This is a genomic window from Exiguobacterium sp. PFWT01 (assembly GCF_018255795.1).
Classification (GTDB): Bacteria; Bacillota; Bacilli; order Exiguobacteriales; family Exiguobacteriaceae; genus Exiguobacterium.
The window spans coordinates 2,821,862-2,839,643 of the sequence record NZ_CP073755.1 but is presented as its reverse complement, the minus strand read 5'-3'; the positions used below and the strand labels follow the sequence as shown (position 1 = coordinate 2,839,643).

Annotated in this window: 15 protein-coding genes and 1 pseudogene; 12 read left to right on the top strand and 4 right to left on the bottom strand. The window is 48.3% G+C overall.

Translation table 11 applies throughout. The features are described 5' to 3' along the window. Nucleotides 1-38: 38 nt before the first annotated feature. Together KD909_RS14720 and KD909_RS14715 are read right to left on the bottom strand one after the other, a co-directional pair. Entirely contained in the window at nucleotides 39-1,484 is a 1,446-nt protein-coding gene (locus KD909_RS14720) for a DEAD/DEAH box helicase (RefSeq protein ID WP_211782015.1), read from the bottom strand. 117 nt (nucleotides 1,485-1,601) lie between these two features. Further along, the gene (locus KD909_RS14715) at nucleotides 1,602-2,375 is read right to left on the bottom strand and encodes an aminoglycoside 6-adenylyltransferase (RefSeq protein ID WP_211782014.1); all 774 of its coding nucleotides are present in this window, start codon (nucleotides 2,373-2,375) and stop codon (nucleotides 1,602-1,604) included. Nucleotides 2,376-2,469: 94 nt separating this feature from the next. Between KD909_RS14715 and KD909_RS14710 the strand changes: the two genes are divergently transcribed. From KD909_RS14710 to KD909_RS14695, 4 genes are all read left to right on the top strand, one after another. Next, nucleotides 2,470-3,543 (top strand): alpha/beta hydrolase, encoded by a 1,074-nt coding sequence (locus KD909_RS14710; RefSeq protein ID WP_211782013.1) that lies wholly within the window; start codon nucleotides 2,470-2,472, stop codon nucleotides 3,541-3,543. After that, a complete protein-coding gene (locus KD909_RS14705; protein WP_211782012.1) occupies nucleotides 3,540-6,314 on the top strand; it encodes a glycoside hydrolase family 3 protein in 2,775 nt (924 codons plus the stop codon). Before KD909_RS14710 ends, KD909_RS14705 begins: the two co-directional genes overlap by 4 nt. A gap of 246 nt (nucleotides 6,315-6,560) precedes the next feature. After that, a complete protein-coding gene (locus KD909_RS14700; RefSeq protein ID WP_147537676.1) occupies nucleotides 6,561-6,827 on the top strand; it encodes a CD3324 family protein in 267 nt (88 codons plus the stop codon). 121 nt (nucleotides 6,828-6,948) lie between these two features. After that, entirely contained in the window at nucleotides 6,949-7,599 is a 651-nt protein-coding gene (locus KD909_RS14695; RefSeq protein WP_211782011.1) for a FusB/FusC family EF-G-binding protein, read from the top strand. A gap of 89 nt (nucleotides 7,600-7,688) precedes the next feature. On the opposite strand, the gene KD909_RS14690 is transcribed toward KD909_RS14695, so the two are convergent. After that, nucleotides 7,689-8,132: a hypothetical protein gene (locus tag KD909_RS14690; RefSeq protein ID WP_211782010.1), complete on the bottom strand. Its 444-nt coding sequence runs from the start codon at nucleotides 8,130-8,132 to the stop codon at nucleotides 7,689-7,691. 143 nt (nucleotides 8,133-8,275) lie between these two features. Here KD909_RS14690 and KD909_RS14685 point away from each other — a divergent pair. From KD909_RS14685 to KD909_RS14665, 5 genes and pseudogenes are all read left to right on the top strand, one after another. Next, nucleotides 8,276-8,941, top strand: a pseudogene (locus KD909_RS14685) (HAD hydrolase-like protein). A 61-nt stretch (nucleotides 8,942-9,002) separates the two neighbouring features. Continuing rightward, nucleotides 9,003-9,497: an LURP-one-related/scramblase family protein gene (locus KD909_RS14680; protein ID WP_074035194.1), complete on the top strand. Its 495-nt coding sequence runs from the start codon at nucleotides 9,003-9,005 to the stop codon at nucleotides 9,495-9,497. 13 nt (nucleotides 9,498-9,510) lie between these two features. Further along, nucleotides 9,511-10,053: an NUDIX hydrolase gene (locus KD909_RS14675; RefSeq protein ID WP_047795739.1), complete on the top strand. Its 543-nt coding sequence runs from the start codon at nucleotides 9,511-9,513 to the stop codon at nucleotides 10,051-10,053. Continuing rightward, a complete protein-coding gene (locus KD909_RS14670) occupies nucleotides 10,028-10,597 on the top strand; it encodes a DUF1349 domain-containing protein (protein ID WP_211782009.1) in 570 nt (189 codons plus the stop codon). Before KD909_RS14675 ends, KD909_RS14670 begins: the two co-directional genes overlap by 26 nt. 162 nt (nucleotides 10,598-10,759) lie before the next feature. Beyond that, nucleotides 10,760-13,150, top strand: coding sequence for a carbohydrate binding domain-containing protein (locus KD909_RS14665; protein WP_211782008.1), 2,391 nt, complete (start codon nucleotides 10,760-10,762; stop codon nucleotides 13,148-13,150). A gap of 47 nt (nucleotides 13,151-13,197) precedes the next feature. Here KD909_RS14665 and mprF read toward each other — a convergent pair whose 3' ends face one another. After that, complete coding sequence (mprF, locus tag KD909_RS14660) at nucleotides 13,198-15,690, bottom strand: bifunctional lysylphosphatidylglycerol flippase/synthetase MprF (protein ID WP_211782007.1); 2,493 nt, start codon at nucleotides 15,688-15,690, stop codon at nucleotides 13,198-13,200. Between the two features lie 173 nt (nucleotides 15,691-15,863). Between mprF and KD909_RS14655 the strand changes: the two genes are divergently transcribed. The 3 genes from KD909_RS14655 to KD909_RS14645 are packed head-to-tail and all read left to right on the top strand — an operon-like array spanning nucleotide 15,864 to nucleotide 17,771. After that, the gene (locus KD909_RS14655) at nucleotides 15,864-16,412 is read left to right on the top strand and encodes a bifunctional transcriptional activator/DNA repair enzyme AdaA (RefSeq protein ID WP_031424154.1); all 549 of its coding nucleotides are present in this window, start codon (nucleotides 15,864-15,866) and stop codon (nucleotides 16,410-16,412) included. After that, nucleotides 16,409-17,302, top strand: coding sequence for a DNA-3-methyladenine glycosylase family protein (locus KD909_RS14650; RefSeq protein ID WP_211782006.1), 894 nt, complete (start codon nucleotides 16,409-16,411; stop codon nucleotides 17,300-17,302). Before KD909_RS14655 ends, KD909_RS14650 begins: the two co-directional genes overlap by 4 nt. Beyond that, nucleotides 17,289-17,771 (top strand): methylated-DNA--[protein]-cysteine S-methyltransferase, encoded by a 483-nt coding sequence (locus tag KD909_RS14645; RefSeq protein WP_211782005.1) that lies wholly within the window; start codon nucleotides 17,289-17,291, stop codon nucleotides 17,769-17,771. The genes KD909_RS14650 and KD909_RS14645 overlap by 14 nt, the downstream gene beginning before the upstream one ends. The last annotated feature ends 11 nt before the right edge of the window (nucleotides 17,772-17,782 follow it).

The window sequence follows — 17,782 nt, the reverse complement described above, 5'->3', positions numbered from 1 at the left end:
CCTCAAAGACGAATATCATCTTTGAGGCTAGATTTGTATTATTTACGCGCTTTGCTTACTTTGAGTTTCTTCCCTTTGACCGGCGTCGTCTCCATCGCTTGAAGGACGATTGAACCTTTTCCGTTCAGAATATCGACGTACGTCATCTGATCATTGATTGTGATGATTCCGATGTCGTCAGCGGATACGCCAGGGATTTTGGCGATCGATCCGACGAAGTCGACGGCGCGAAGTTTTTTCTTCTTCCCGCCACTGAAGTGAAGCTTCATGATGTCCTGGTTAATACGAGCTGTCTTGTTGTTTCGAACGACGCGTCGTCCGCTCAACTTCTGCTCAAAGGCATCTTGGTTAGCTGCAACTTCCGCTTCTGTCGGCGCATCGATCATCGGAATCTCAAATTGAACGTATGATTCGATCGCTCCGATGAGACGTTCTTCCTGACGGGTCATGAGCGTGATCGCTGTTCCTTGTTTGCCGGCACGTCCGGTACGACCTGTCCGGTGCACGTAACTTTCCTTTTCGACAGGAACATCATAGTTGATAACGAGCTCGACGTTATCGACATCGATTCCACGTGCTGCGACGTCTGTCGCCACGAGGTAGCGGAAGTTACCCATCTTGAATCCGTTCATGACGGCGAAACGGTCCTCTTGTTCGAGTCCGCCGTGAAGGCGTTCAGCCGAGTAACCAGCTTTGTCGAGCTCGGCGTACACCGTATCGACGTTCTCTTTCGTCCGACAGAAAATCATACAGCTATCCGGGTTCTCGACGACCGTTATGTCTTGAAGCACAGCCAGTTTCTCGTTCCGGTGAACTGGGAGGAGACGGTGCTCGATTGTCGAAGCGGTCATGCCGATCGATTCGATCGCGACACGTGCCGGAGCATTCATATGCTTCTGGCAGAGACGTTCGATATCTTGTGGGAATGTTGCGGAGAAGACCATCGTGACGCGGTCTTTCGGTAACTGTTGAAGAATCTTCTCGACGTCGGCGAGGAATCCGCGATTGAGCATCTCGTCCGCCTCATCGATGATCAAATATTCGACACGGTCGAGTGAGAGGGTCTCACGCTCGATATGGTCCATGACGCGACCTGGCGTACCGACGACGATATGTGTCTTTTGTTTCAATTCTTCACGTTGTTTCGAAAACGGTTCTTTCCCGTAGACGGCAGTCGCTTTGATTCGTTTAAAACGTCCGATGTTCGTCATGTCTTCCCGTACTTGGACAGCGAGTTCGCGTGTCGGTGTCAAGACGAGCACTTGGGGTTTATTTTCGGCCCAGTCGATGAGCTCGATGACCGGAATCCCGAAAGCAGCTGTCTTTCCGCTTCCCGTCTGTGCTTTGACGATTAAGTCTTCACGCTTGAGCGCACGCGGGATGACCTGCTGTTGTACTTCAGTCGGTGATTCGTATTTCATAATGCCTAATGCGCGAGTGATCTCGTCGCTCAGGCGATAATCAGTAAATTGCTGTTTGTTCATGGGTAACCTCATTCTTTCGTGAAAACTTCTGCTTCAGAAAATTTCATTGTCTATTTGCAATACCCCTCATTATACATGAAAGCGAGTCAGAAGTCGTTCGAAGGTCAATATTCATTTTTACAAGGTGAATGAATAGAGTAGTGTTTCATCTTTTAAGAATTGTGGGTGATCTTGCATAGACTGAAGAAACAGTATTTGAATTTTTTCGCGTGATGCTCGGATGTTCGTGATATCGATTGTATGAGGGAACGTGTCTAGATAACTCTGAACAAATAAAGGTTGCAACGTATGGTATGCCTTAAATTGATGAGCTTTCTTTTCTTCTTTCAATGTCTGCACGAGGAGTGTCAGGGACCTTAACTCTTCAAGCATATTGAGCGCATAAATGAAGTTGTTTCGTTTTAGTTCTTTTTCTAGTGCGTGGCTCAGATAGAAAAATTCAAATGAGGGGTCTATATGGAATCGGTAAGGCGTTTCTTGATTTTGAAAAAGCTCATCCTCTTTTGTCATTTTTGCTAAAACTCTGTCGTCTTTGTCTAATATGACTCGCCATAAAGGAGAGCGAACCGTTAACTTTTCCAAAGGGACAATCGAAACATTGAACTCAAGCCCGTTTTTAAGAATAACGATGAGCAGAAAAATATCAGACGAGAATTTTTTCTCTTTTACGATGATGTGATCAAGTGTTGAAAAATATGTAGCCAGTTCTTCTTTTACATCAGTTGAGCTAACGTGTGGGGAACTAGCAACCATCAAATCGATATCCGAGTAAATATCTTGGTATCCATTCACACCAGAACCTAGCTGAACCATGCCCTCTACATTAACGTTGTTTTGTAACTCTTGAATAAATTGAGTCAAATGTCTATCCCGAGTTTCTGCGCTATACATATAGATTCTCCTTTTTTAAAGATTAGTACCGTATTCTACCAGGTGAAGCAAATTCCTTTTTTGATTGATTGTTTTTACGAAGGAGTGAAGTGAAATGAGTCTCTACGCACAATGGATGGAATCACTAAAGTCTACAAATCATGTTGTCGTTTCGAACCACCTCGAAACCATCATCAAGCCCATACCGGATTCAGACCGTACCGGCGACCTTGACCCACGTGTCTTTGCGACGTTGACCGCAAATCATTCTTCACACGATGAACCGGATACAGCATTTGACCTCGAGGTGGCACGCGCCAGCATGGGGTGGCCGAACCGGGATCAGACGACGACTGATATCGAAACGGAATCTTTACTTATCCCTAGTGAAGACGGTGACATCCCGGTCCGTCTGTATCGTCCGAGTCATACTGAAGCCATCCCAGTCATCCTCTTCTTCCATGGTGGCGGGTTCTTCGGCGGAACGCTCGATACGGTCGAGAATCCTTGTAAATTGCTTTCGGAACGGGCGAACGCGGTCGTCATCTCCGTCGATTATCGTCTTGCCCCGGAGCATCCGTTCCCGGCCGGATTGAATGACTGTTACCGCGCCTTTGAATGGGTACACGCACATTCGAATGAGTTGAACATCCTCAAAGACCGAATCGGCGTCGCCGGAGACAGTGCCGGAGGAAATTTGGCAACGGCTTGCTGTCTGATGGAGCAAGAACGAGGGGAGGGGCGCATTTGTTATCAAGCACTCGTCTATCCTGTCGTCAATCTGGGAACGATTCCGACAGATGATTTTGAATGGACACTCGATGCGTACGATATCTCACACCATCACGATCTGATTCGAGGTGTCGTGCTCGCACTCGCCGATGCGGACTCATTTTTTAATGACCTCTATCTTCAAGGAATGGCGGATGTCACACATCCACTCGTATCACCATTATTCGCAGACGATCTCTCGAGTTTACCACCGACTTTGATTGTGACGGCCGAGTACGATTACTTACGACTTGAAGGAGAAGCGTATGCACGGAAACTTTCAGGAGCGGGCGTTCCAACACGACTCGTTCAATATCGTGGGATGGACCATGCCTTCATGGACAAGTTGGGAGACTATCCACAGGCAGACGATTGCATGAATGAAATCGCAAAAGGACTAAAGGAGCTGACGAAATGAAACAGTATACATTGGATTGGACGCGTTATGAGGAATTGGCACGTCAAGCGGTCGCGGAAGGCGTCGTATTAGTTAAAAACGAACAGAAGACCCTCCCGTTACAGCCTGAAACGAAGCTAGCCGTATTTGGTCGTAGCCAGTTCCATTACTATAAGAGCGGTACGGGATCCGGTGGGATGGTGAACGTCGGGCACGTCACGACACCGCTTGAGGCACTACGCGAGCGCCCAGACATTCACATCAATGAATCGCTCTATGCGACGTATGAGGAATGGGTGAAGGAGAATCCGTTCGACCAAGGTGTCGGTTGGGCCGGTGAACCGTGGTCGCAACAAGAGATGGACGTAACGGACGAGCTCGTCGAACAGGCGGCACAAAAATCGGATGTCGCCCTCATCATGATTGGACGTACGGCAGGAGAAGACCGTGACAACACGGCCGATCCGGGTAGTTACTTATTGACGGATATCGAACACGCGATGATCGAGCGCGTGACGAAACGTTTCGACAAGACGGTCGTCGTGTTGAACGTCGGGAACATCATCGACATGAAGTGGGCGAAGGAGCCGAGTGCCATCCTCTATGCATGGCAAGGAGGGATGGAAGGCGGAAAAGGACTCGTCGACGTACTTGTCGGAGACGTAAGTCCTTCCGGGAAACTGACGGATACGATTGCTCGATCCATCGAGGATTATCCGTCGACAAAGAACTTTGGTCATGCGGATAAAGGAATTTATCAAGAAGACATCTATGTCGGTTACCGCTACTTCGAGACATTCGCGAAAGACGACGTCTTGTACCCGTTCGGATTCGGACTGTCTTACACGACGTTCAAAACGGAGGTCAAACAGACTAAGGAAGTCGATGGCGCCCTAACGGTTGAGGTGGAAGTGACGAACACGGGTGACTGTGACGGGAAAGAAGTCGTCCAACTCTACGTCGAGAAGCCACAAGGGAAGCTCGGGAATCCGCTCCGGTCATTGGTGGCGTTCGAGAAGACCTTGCTTCTTGAACCGGGTGAACAACAAACGCTTTCGTTCAACGTCCACATGACTGACTTTGCGAGCTACGACGACTCTGGCGTGACGGGTCATGAATCGAGCTTCGTTCTAGAAGCAGGGACATATCGCTTATATGCCGGAACGGATGTGCGTTCGGCTACACTCGCTTTCGAAGTCGAGCAGCAGGAGCAACGTGTCCTTGAGACGTTAAGTGAAAATATGGCACCCGTCCTCCCGTTCGAACGGATGAAACCGATTCAAGGCGAACGAGGATTGGAAGTGGGTTATGAGTCGACACCGCTTCGTGCCGTTGACGTGGAGACGCGCTATTTGGAAGAACGTCCTGAGACGCGACCTTTCACAGATGACCAAGGCATCAAATTGAGTGATGTGTATCATGGAGAGGCTTCGCTCGACGCATTTCTAGATCAATTGACGGATGAGGATTTGGCTGCGATTGTCCGCGGACAAGGGATGAACTCACCACGCGTCACACCGGGGACGGCAGCTGCGTTTGGTGGGGTGTCCGACCGATTGAACGAACTCGGGATTCCAGCGGCGTGTTGTGCCGATGGTCCATCAGGCATTCGTATGGATATCGGGACGAAGGCGTTCGCGCTTCCGAACGGGACACTGTTGGCTTCTACGTTCAACGTCGACCTCGTTGAAGACTTGTTCGAGATGACAGGGCTTGAGATGCGGAAAAACCGGGTCGACACGTTGCTCGGACCAGGTATGAACATTCATCGCAACCCGTTGAACGGTCGGAACTTCGAGTACTTCTCAGAAGACCCGCATTTGACTGGGAAGATGGCGGTCGCTCAATTAAACGGCATGCATCGTGTCGGTGTGACGGGTACGCTCAAGCACTTCAGCGCCAATAACCAAGAAGCGCATCGTCACGATATCGATTCGGTCGTCTCAGAACGCGCGTTACGCGAGATTTATTTGAAAGGGTTCGAGATGGCGGTGAAAGAAGGACGCGCATCGTCCATTATGACGACATATGGAGCGGTCAACGGCATCTGGACGGCAGGTCTATACGATCAAAATACGCGTATCTTACGGGATGAGTGGGGCTTTGACGGCATCGTCATGACAGACTGGTGGGCAAAAGTGAACTTCCGTGAGAATGAGTCGGCCAATCGTCAAAACACGGCAGCGATGGTCCGCTCACAAAACGACTTGTATATGGTCGTCGACCGTCCGGACCTCAACTCGTTCGAGGATAACACGATGGCATCACTCGAAGAAGGGATTGTCACACGGGGCGAGTTGTTACGGAGCGCGCGGAACATCTGTGCGTTCATCTTGAAATCACCGGCGATGGAGCGTCTTCTCGGGATTCATGATGGTTCGGTCGAGGTGCTCGGCTTTGAGGATGAGACGAACCGACAGGATGCATTCGAGTTGGACTATCAACATCTCGAAAACGGGGAACACGTCGATTTGTCAGGAATCGATACTTCGACCGGAAATACACATGTCTTCGCCATCTCGGTCGACCAAACGGGGACGTATGATATCACGTTGACGGCTCGTTCGAACGCGGGAGAGTTGGCGCAGATGCCGGTGACGTTGTTTGCGAACAATATCCCAGGTGCGACGTTCACGTTTAATGGGACGGACGGAGAATGGGTGACGCAGACGAAACAGGTCTTTTTCTTGAACCAACATAATTATCTCCAACTCTATTTCGCACTGAGCGGTCTAGAAGTGAAGGACGTGTCCTTCACGCTCGCAGATGAATTCAGTATGAAGAACGGCTGAGCCGCCCTTTTGCCGATTCATTGAATCCGGTATAATCAAAAGAACGACACATCGTAAAGGAGGCGCATACCCGTGGAAAATCGGCTTCGATTTTCTAGGTCTTCACGCACTCATGCAAAGCCATTTGGACGAAAGGCGATCACTTGCATGGGGCGAAACGAATACCTTGATCGCTTGATTTTAACGTAAACCACTTGGCTTTGCTCCCTTATCGGATTGAATTCATTCAATAAGGAGCGAGGTATGATGAAGTACGTCAATGCGCAACAGATCCTGCCAGAACGATTGTTGCAAGAGGTGCAACAATACGTACAAGGTGAAACGCTATATGTGCCGACCCCGACCGACACGAAACGGAAATGGGGGACGGTCAACGGTGGAAAACAATTACTTGAGGAACGAAACGAAGCCATACGCGCAGCGTTTCGGAATGGAGAGCGAATCGAAAATCTGGCCAAGTCCTATCATTTGGCGACGCATACGATTCGAAAGATTGTATACCGCTCGACATGAAGGAGGTACGACTAGTTCGCTAGTCGTACCTTTTTAGGTCGACTATGTTTCTTAATCAAAGTGTACACAGTAAGGAAGCATCGTTTCCTGTAAACTGAGGATGGAGGAAGGGGGCGACAAAATGTCAGATCCATTTATTCAAAACGAACAGTATAATCTCATCAAAGAACAAGTCATGCTCGTCAAAGAGAGTCGAATGCAAAGCCTGCCGCCTTCTGTCTTGCGAGCAGTCATCGACTTGGCACAAGCGAAAGTGATGTATGCATTCCCTGAGGCAACGACTGAACAACTAAAGCTGTTACAGTTCGCGGCGCTACAGACGAACGAAGCGTTCGACGAATATATGCAACGATTACGAGAATGGGTTCAACCGTTTCCCGTTATTTCTGCCGAGCAACTGAAGAGTTTGTTCCCGAAACAAAAGAAGCTTCGTTTACCAGAGTTATCCGATGTTGATTTTGGACGACTCACGTATCTAGGTTGGAACGATGGACGTTCCAATCAAAAGTTGATGATTTGCCAATACGAAGGTCAATTGATTGGCATTGCATGTAAACCGAGTACGAATACGAAGAAAAATATATGTGCCTTTTGTAATCAGTTCACGGATGTGACGTACTGCGTTACGATCACGAAAGCGAAACAAGCGAAAAATCCGGACTATTACAAAGCCATCGGCACATATGTATGTGTAGACAGTAAGACGTGCAACGAACACATCACGAGCCAAGAGGCGTTGCATACTTTTGTTCATACGGCACTGCAGACCTGACAATCCAGTCAGGTCTTTTTATGTTAAATCAACCAAACCAATCAAGCGCCATGGTTTTCAATTTTATTCACGAGCAGTCTGTTCATTCTTTAATATGCTTCTAGTGATTTGATTGCATGTCGTAATACATCGACCTCTTCGTTTTTCCAGCCCAATCGATTTACTGCATTGATAAACTGTCGTGTTGCTTTAATAAGAGCAACTTTCAGTTCTTTAATTAAAACGATACCGATTTCCGTCTTCATTTGACCATCTTTCGTAAATGATAATTCGAGTTCAGACAAAGATATTTTTTTGGCTGATATAGAAAGGGGACCATCCATAAATGGAAACGAATGAATAGATTTTAGTGGAGCGTGTAAAATCGCCCGACAGCTGTCAATCCACCATTTTAATATAACAGCAACGAAATCAGACCAACCGACTCCCGGGAAATAATCGTATGTATCAATGACAAAGTTGATTTCACCAATAATTTGATTAGAGTACGTTAATGAATCAAGATTAATCTCGATGGAAATTTGATGACACATCCATTCACACCTCATCCACTTTAAAAATTTCTACTAAGAACATTTTACTTGAGCGATAAGAAGTATGAAACGATGAGTTGAATTGACAGAAGTTGTCGTATGATAGACAGACAACCATGATTCGATTAACGAGGGGGAAGCGGATGAAACACGCAGTGATTTTTGACATGGACGGAACATTGTTTCGGACAGATTTGATTTTGGAACGGGCGCTAGATGAAACGTTTGATCATTTACGAAGTGAAGAAAAATGGAAAGGTCCGACACCGATTGATCAATATCGGAACATCACGGGGGTACCGTTGCCAGTTGTTTGGAACACATTGCTCCCACAATACGATGAGCAAACTAGAGAAGAGGTCGATGCCTATTTCTTAACACGACTCATCAAAAACATTGAAAACGGGAATGGAGCATTATATGCAGGGGTACTCGAACTATTTGAACAATTGTATCAAATGGGGCATTCCATCTTCGTCGCAAGCAATGGTTTGGTGGACTATTTACAAGCCATCGTCACGCACTATGAATTGGATCGTTGAATCACAGAAACTTATAGCATTCAACAAATCGACACGTTGGATAAGGGCGATTTGGTGGCTGAAATCGTGAAGAAGTATGAACTGCAGGAGGGCTTCGTGGTAGGTGACCGATTATCGGATATCTCGGCTGCACGAGCGAACGGACTCACTTCAGTCGGCTGTCGTTTTGATTTTGCGCAAGAAGTAGAGTTACAAGAAGCGAATTACGTTGTGAATCACTTGGCAGAAGTTCTCGATATCGTTTCAAAGGAGACGGCTTCGCTATAAATGAATCGATTTCTGGATTGGACTCGTAAGTAAAGGACTACAACAAATCGGAGGGATCATCATGCACACGCTCTACATGAAACAAAAAGTATTAAGCTTACGCGGACGTTTCACCATCAAGGATGCGGACGGACATGATAAATATTTCATCGAAGGTAGCTTTATGAAGTTTCCAAAATCATTCGAAATCAAAGATACGAACGATCAGACGGTCACGACAATCACGAAAAAGACGTTCAGTTTTTTACCGAAATTTTTTGTGGAAGTGGACGGCACAGATATGATGACCATCTCGAAAGAGTTCTCGTTTTTCAAACCGAAATATTCAATCGATGCAGCCGGGATCGATGTCCAAGGAGATTGGTGGGACATGGATTTTGATGTGACGAAGAACGGACATTCGATCGGAAGTGTACAAAAGAAATGGTTCTCATGGGGCGATAGTTACGAGATTCGTGTCGAAGAACCGGAGATGGAGCACCTTCTTATCTCTATCGTCGTAGCAATCGATTGCGCGAAAGCAGATCAAGCAGCAGCATCTAGCGCAGCAACATAAAGGGGAGTATCTAATGGAATTTTGGGACGTCTATACGGTCGACCGAGAAAAGACCGGTCGCACGTGGCAACGCGGAAGTCGATTGCCGAAAGGGGAATACCATCTTGTCATCCACGTATGTATCTTTAACGAGAAGGGTGAGATGTTGATTCAACAGCGCCAACCGTTCAAGGATGGTTGGGCCAACATGTGGGATATCACAGTCGGTGGAAGTGCCACGGTAGGAGATACGAGCCAGCAAGCCGCCATGCGGGAGCTCGAAGAGGAGATTGGGCTCAAGCTTGATCTATCTCAGACACGACCGCACCTGACAGTCAATTTTGACGAAGGGTTTGACGATATTTATTTGGTCGAAATGGAAGTGGATTTGAACGAGCTGACGCTTCAAGAATCTGAAGTGCAAGCCGTGAAGTGGGCGGATGAGGCGACGATTCTACAGATGATTCAACAGCATGAATTCATACCATATCATACGCCGATGATACCGTTACTGTTTGCCATGCGAGGACAATGGGGAGGGATAAATCATCATGCATACGTACAAGTGGATAAATGAACCAAAAAGCGTGAACGGATTTGAACCGCTCACTTTCCGCACTTTGCCAGATACGGACTTTTGGCGAAACACACATTACGGATTTAACCGCATGACGGCGCATGCGTTATTGACAGACGTCAAAACCAAACGATTCACATGTCGGGCGACAATCCAGATGGAACCGAGCCATACATATGATCAGGCCGGGATCGTCTTATATGTGAACGATGACCATTGGATCAAGACGTCTGTCGAGTACATTCCGGATGGACCGTCCCACCTTGGCGCAGTCGTCACTTCGTTTGGCTATTCAGATTGGTCGACACGTGATTTTTCAAACGACATGGTTCGCAATCCGTTGACGTTTGAAATCGTGTATACAGATGGAGATGTGGAGATTTTCTTTGAATATAGTGACGGTATGCGTGAACAGCTTCGCATTGCCCATCTCCATGACGTATCGACATTACGCATCGGTCCATATGCCTGTAGTCCGGATGTGAATGCGACAGGTTTTGACGTGACAATTTCGAATTGGGAACTACGGGAAGCATCGACGTGAGTCGGTGCTTTTTTATGTGTCAGTTTGATTTCACTTCCGAAAAGTGGTTGAAGTTTTAGCAAAGAAAAATCTATAATGGATTTATCGAAAGCGCTTTCGGAAATCGCTTTCAAAAGTACGGACTGACATATGACAATCATTTATCCTAAAGGAGGACGCACGATGAAGAAATGGGTTGCACTCGCACTCGGGACAGGCCTTGCCCTATCCTTGCCACAAGAGGTGCCGGCTGAAAAGAGTTCAAAAGCCGATGACGCTAAGTGGAAACTTGTCTGGTCAGATGAGTTTAGCAAGTCTGAAATCGATCACTCGAAATGGAATTTTGAAACGGGGAACTGGATTGTCGACAAAGATGGAAATCCAGTCGCTGCCGGTTGGGGAAACAATGAAAAACAATTTTACACGGACAAAAACGAAAACGCTTTCGTAAAAGATGGGAAGCTCGTCATCCGTGCGAAGAAAGAGCAAGCATCGGATCAATTCGGCACTTATGACTACACATCGGCGAAGTTGACGACGAAGGGGACGTTCAGTAAGACATATGGTCGCTATGAGATGCGAGCTAAACTTCCAACCGGTAAAGGACTGTGGCCGGCGTTTTGGATGCTGCCAGAAGAAGACCGCTACGGTGGTTGGGCCGCATCAGGTGAAATCGACATCATGGAGTCGTGGGGCAGTCAGCCAGATAAAGTCGCGGGCACGATTCACTACGGAGAAACGTGGCCGAACAACAAATATACGGGGAAAGATTATCACTTCGCAGAAGGTGACGGCATCGACAAGTGGCATACATATGCGGTCGAGTGGGAACCAGGTGAGATTCGTTGGTATGTAGACGGTCAGCTCTATCAAACGCAAAATGACTGGTATGCGAAAGAAGCGAACAAAGCATCGAAATATAGTTACCCTGCACCATTCGACCAAGATTTTTACTTGATTATGAACTTGGCGGTCGGTGGATGGTTCGATGGGGACGTGGACGAGACGACACCATTCCCGGCAGAGATGGAAGTCGATTACGTCCGTGTGTTTGACTTGAAGAACGGGAAGTATCGTGATGCTGTCGAGCCGACATATTCAGATGAGGAAGTTGTGTTACCGGAAGGTGCGAAACAACCTCTAGAAGACGGAAACCTTGTCTATGACGAAGACTACATTGAACCGACTACGACGGTAACGAACGGTGCGCAGGCGCTCAACCCGACGTATTGGAACTACGTGGCGCTTCCTGACTTTGGTGGCGTCGGTTCCATCGATGTGATCGACTTGGCAGGGTCACGTTTTGCTGATATTTCGATTGATCAAGCAGGAAGCCAACCATACTCGCATCAATTGATTCAAAACGTATCGCTCGGACAAGGTGGACACTATAAAGTGACGTTTGATGCTAAAGCGGATGCGGCGCGTTCAATCGCCGTTAAAGTCGGTGGTGGTCCGGAACGAGGCTATGCGAAATATTCAGATGAAGGGTCATTCGATTTGACGACAGACGTCCAAACGTACTCGATGACATTCGATATGACCGAAGAGACTGACCTTGCGGCACGTCTCGAGTTCAACGTTGGACTCAGCACGTCGGGTGTCCAAATCGGGAACGTCCGTGTCGAGCAGACGCCTCGTGAGGCATTCGATCCGAATGCGACGAAGCCGATGCTCGGAGACGGGAACCATGTATATAACGGTACGTTCGACCAAGGTGCGATGGATCGTATGACGTATTGGACGTTCGACCCAGGTGTCACGAAAGGGACAGGAACGGTCGATTCAGTAGAGCGTCTCTTCCGTTTTGAAACGAACAAGAAAAAAGGAGCACCGGCAACGTTGGTGCAACAAGGCATTCAATTGCAAGAAGGACATGAATACGTTCTCCGCTTCAAAGCCCGTGCAGAGCGTGTAGACGGTCTTCAAGTCGGATTGAACGGATCGGATGGGGATGCCTACTTTCCGCTAGAGCGTATCGCTTTATCTGAAGCATTCGATACGTATGAAATTCCGTTCACGATGGAAGCCGGAACGGACCTCATGAGTCAGCTTCAATTCATTCTCGGTTCTGAAAAAGGTGCGATTGAAATCGATGACGTCGAGTTGCGCGATGTCACACCGGTCTATATCGACCCGTCTCCACTTAAAAACGGTGCATTCACAGAAGGTCTCACCAACTGGGGCTCCTATGTCCACTTTGACGCACAGGCTGCTGTCGAAGCGGTGAATGAGGCGGCACGTATCTCAATTACGCAAGAAGGGAACGAAGCGTGGAGTGTCCTCATAGAACAAGGCGGTCTCGAGTTACAACAAGATCAAACGTACGTCGTCCAATTCGATGCATCTTCTACAGTCGCTCGTTCATTCGAAGTGACATTGGAAAATGCCGGCTACTATCGCTATTTGAGCGAAGTCGTAGCGGTCACACCAGAAACGAACACGTACACGTTTGAAGTGACGATGCCGGTGACAGATGTCACAGGATTGAAGTTCTTGATGGGACGCACAGAAGGGTCGCCACTCGGGGCTCATGACATCACGATTGACAATGTGAGTGTGACGTTGAAATAAGAGGATACACAAAACAGGAATTTCTCATCGTGAGAAATTCCTGTTTTTTAGCGTTTCCGACTAATCAATCGCGCTGTTCGTAAAATTGATGGCAACAATTTACGACGCTGGCGGAACGCGAGATAGCGTCCTTCCCACGACGGTTTGAACTTCTGTTTGAACTGTCGTAAGCCACTGAACGGATAAATGTAACTGATGTTTTCAAAAATGTCGGCGGCGACGCGTTCCGGCCAATGGGAGAACGTCTGCTCTCCGACGGCGGCAAGTGGTGCCACGCCGAGCCCGACATGATCATAACCTTCTGCGCGAGCCCATTCGATGATGTGAAGGATCAACACTTCAATCGATCCGGTCGGCGCATCATTTTTCGAACGCATCAAATCGATGGAGATGGCCCCGTCTCCCCGGAGTAGCGAAATGAAAGCCACGACGACACCGTCCGCATCTCGCAACAAGGCAATCGGATAACGTGTCAACGTTTCATAGTAGAAGAATCCGAGAGAGAAGCCTTTCTCATTTCGATTCCCAATCCACTCGTCTGAGATGTCTTTTAACTCTTGTAACAGCAAGAGGCTGGGTTCACAGACGATGTCGAACGTGATCCCTTTCTTCTCAAACTGATTGTAGAGAGAGCGCATGTTTGCACGCTTCTTCCCGGATAAGGAGAAGGCCGAGACGTCAATCGTCGCCTCTTCCCCTAATTTGAAGAACGTGAATCCGGCATCATGAAGGCGAGGCATCCAATTCGGTGTAATTTGATAAAATAAAGGAATATACCCGATTCGATCCGCATCTTCAATGAATTGCGTCAAAAGAGAAGTCGCAGCCTGTTTCTCTCCTTGGATATCACCAAGGACGATGGCATGGTTCCGAGTCGTCGCAAACAACAGACACGCATCTCCTGCCTCGTTCATGTAAAAACGCTTATCTGCCATATGGGCCAAATCAAAACTGCTCGATGTGGGCTGTGTTGCCTGAAACTGTCGGATGCGATGTTCATCATAGGCCTCTCCAAGCGCCGGACGTTTCCAACGATCGAACAAGAGCAGGAGTACACTTGCTACGATTGAAGTTAACAATAAGACGAACGTCGTCAACCAGCCGGCTTGATGCGATGTGAAGAACAAGTCGTCTGTACCTGCGAATGACTGCAATAAGAGGGCGTGGGTGCCGACATAGAGCAGGACGTAAATCAAGCTTCGGATGAGACGTCCTGTCGTTAAAATCGAACGGTATCGAACGTGTCGTTTGCGTGTCAACCAGACGAACATCGCAAACCCGATGACAACGAACGTCTCAAACAGGTTTAACCCACGAGCGATGACCCCGATGGTCGCCAAGATGAAGGCAGTGTTCAGTAACCAGAGCGTTCGTTTCGTCCGCACATACATGCCATAGACAGACAAAAACATGAGAAGCCCGGCACTCAATAAGAAAAGGGTCCCAATCCATTCAAACCAGCGATTCACTTCATAGAGCGGCGTCACGCTCGGGAGAAGCGTCTGAAACCAAATCAACAGACTGCTCATGAGTGCGATGAGACTTCCAGTCAGGCGTCCAATCCTCGCAAGCGTCCGCGAAACGATGCGCCAGACGACGGTCCCAATCTCATAAGAAGACCCGATGATTGGTCGATACTCGATTTGTTTGACGACCTGGTCTCCGAATGCGACGGCTGCGAGAAAAAGTCCAATTAAAAAGGGAACGACAAAATAAACGAATCGATAGATGATTAGTGAAGACAGGACGATGTCTTGATGAATCCCAAGTTGAGTCATCCCAACGAGATACAGTAAGTCAAACGTTCCGGCACCCCCAGGGACGAGGGAGACGACACCGACGACCGTCGCGACGATGAATACCCCGAAGAGTTGCACGAACGAGGCCGACCCGTCTAGTAACGTCAAGGCATAAATGGCGACGAATCCTGCGGTGACCCATTCTGCGAGCGAGGTCATCGTGTACCCGAGCAGAGTGGACCACCCGACATTTGATCGGCGTGATGTGACGAACAAATAAAATGGGAGCATCGCACTCACGGCGAGTAGCACCGGCCAAATCCATGGTTTCGTACCGATAAGCCCGCCAGCCGGGAAAATCCCGAGGAGCACACCGATGGAAAGAATGGACAGACCACTGATGAGTGTCGGGGTCATCCAGCCGATGGCACGGAGTAGGCGTTTCGTATCCGTATAGGGACGGTAGAGGGAGGTACGAAGGGCAATCCCAATCACGCCGCCGAAGCCGAGCATCCCGTTCATCGAGTTCGTGATCCACGCTGTTTGAACGATTTTTCGTTTCGGTAGCTCGATATGTAAAGAGCGTAGCAGGAAATAGTCATAGCCCGTCATCGTCAAGACAGCGATCCCACCGAGTAGGATGAGTGTGAACTGTTCCCAACCGGTCAGTTGTTTCAGTGTCGTGAAGGCGGTCGCGAGCGAGAGGTCTTTCAACTCTTGTCCGCTCTGAATCAAAATCAAACCGATTAACGCTATAGGAATGAGCCATTTTAATTGTTTCCATGAAAAACGAGTACGCATTGCAATCTTCTCCTTATCTGCCATAGGACTGACAGCAGCTTCTGTCTAAATCGTACTATAGGATACGATTGAAATCTGTAAAACGTTTCAAAAAGAGGGGATTGTAAGCGCAAGAAAGAGGACGAAATGTTGATTTTAGATTTGCTACAGTGAGAGAAGAAAGGGGTGTGGAGATGTTGACGTTTGACGAAAAGTGGGCGAAAGTGCTCGCCTGCGATGCAACTTATGACGGATTGTTCTATACAGCCGTAAAAACGACAGGAATCTATTGCCGACCATCGTGCCGATCCCGCAAACCGAAGAAAGAGAACGTTGATTTTTACGTAACGAGAGAAGAAGCGGAGACGAATGGATTTCGACCGTGCAAGCGATGTCAGCCAGAAGTCGAACACGCCCCACACCGTGCGCTCGTTCAACAAGTGACGGCGTATCTCGTGAACCATTATAAACAACCCATTCGCCTTGAACAGATTGCCGAACACGCCCAACTGAGTCCCTTTCATTTGGAGCGGACATTCACCCAGGCGACAGGAGAGACTCCGAGGCAACTACTTGAACGGATTCGAATCGACAAGGCGGCTTATTTATTGCGAACGACCGACATGAGTAATCTGACGGTCTGCTATGAGGTCGGGTTTCAAACACCATCGAACTTTTACCGTGTGTTCCGACAAGTAAAAGGCTGTACACCGAACATGTATCGAAAAGGAGAGGACCTATGACAGAGATGCTACTTGCTGTTCAGCAGCCGTTTGATTTTCAAGAGTGTCTCGTCTTTTTAAGTCGGTCAGAACAAGAAGTGCTCCATGTGACCACACCTGACACGGTTCGAAAGTTGATGCGAATCGGGGAACGGCTCATCCTGATCGAGCTTCGAGAAGAGGGGAATCACATTCATGTACGGTTCCCTTTCGATGAAGTATCAGAGACAGAAAAGGAACGTGTCGCACGTGAGGTACGAGACTGGTTAGACCTTGAGCGCGATTTGAAACCGTTTGAAACGATGGGGGCGAAAGATGAATTGTTGGCACCGTTGATTGAAACACATCGCGGGTTACGGATGATTGGTTTCCCAGATTTGTTCGAGGCCCTCACATGGGCCATCATCGGACAACAAATCACCTTATCCTTCGCCTATACGATCAAGCGACGATTCGTCGAACGATATGGAGACCATCGAGTCGTCGAAGGAAGAGCGTACTGGACGTTCCCGCGGGCGGAACGAATCGCCCTGCTCGAACCGGAAGAATTACGTGAGCTTCAATTCAGTCGCAGGAAATCGGAGTATGTCATTGATATTGCACGGGAAATAACGAATGGAGACCTATCAAAAACGGCTTTACAATCACACTCTTCAGCTGATATCCGTCAACGGTTACTCGCGATAAGAGGTGTCGGAGCATGGACGGCAGACTATGTGTTGATGAAGTGTTTTCAGGACGCATCAGCCTTTCCGATTGCGGACGTCGGATTGCATCAAGCGATTCAGCATCAGTTAGGGACAGCGAAGAAACCAACGATTGAAGAAGTGAAGCGTTACGGTGAATCGTGGCAAGGTTGGGAAGGATACGCGACATTCTATCTGTGGAGGTCATTATATGGGAACGTATAAATTAGACGTGGAGACACCGATTGGCGTCCTGGAAATCATTGGGACGGAGCAGGTCGTTCAATCGATCTTGTTCGTCGAACGGGAAAGCAAACGAAGTATGGAGCAAGATGTACCAAATGTATTGAGACAATGCCAGGATGAACTAAACGCCTACTTTCGTGGCGAGCGTATGACGTTCACGTTCCCGACTGAGCAAATCGGGACAACGTTTCAGCATGACGTGTGGGATGCGTTACAAACCATCCCGTATGCGGAGACAGCTTCCTACCGCGAACTCGCCGAGCGAGTGAAGCGACCTACGGCTGTCCGGGCAGTCGGGGCGACGAACGGACGCAACAAACTGAGTATCGTCGTGCCTTGTCATCGTGTCATCGGATCGAATGGGAAATTGACAGGGTATGCCGGTGGATTATGGAGAAAAGAATGGCTCTTACACCACGAGAAACAAGTCGCACATCAACCCCAGTAAAAAAACATTTC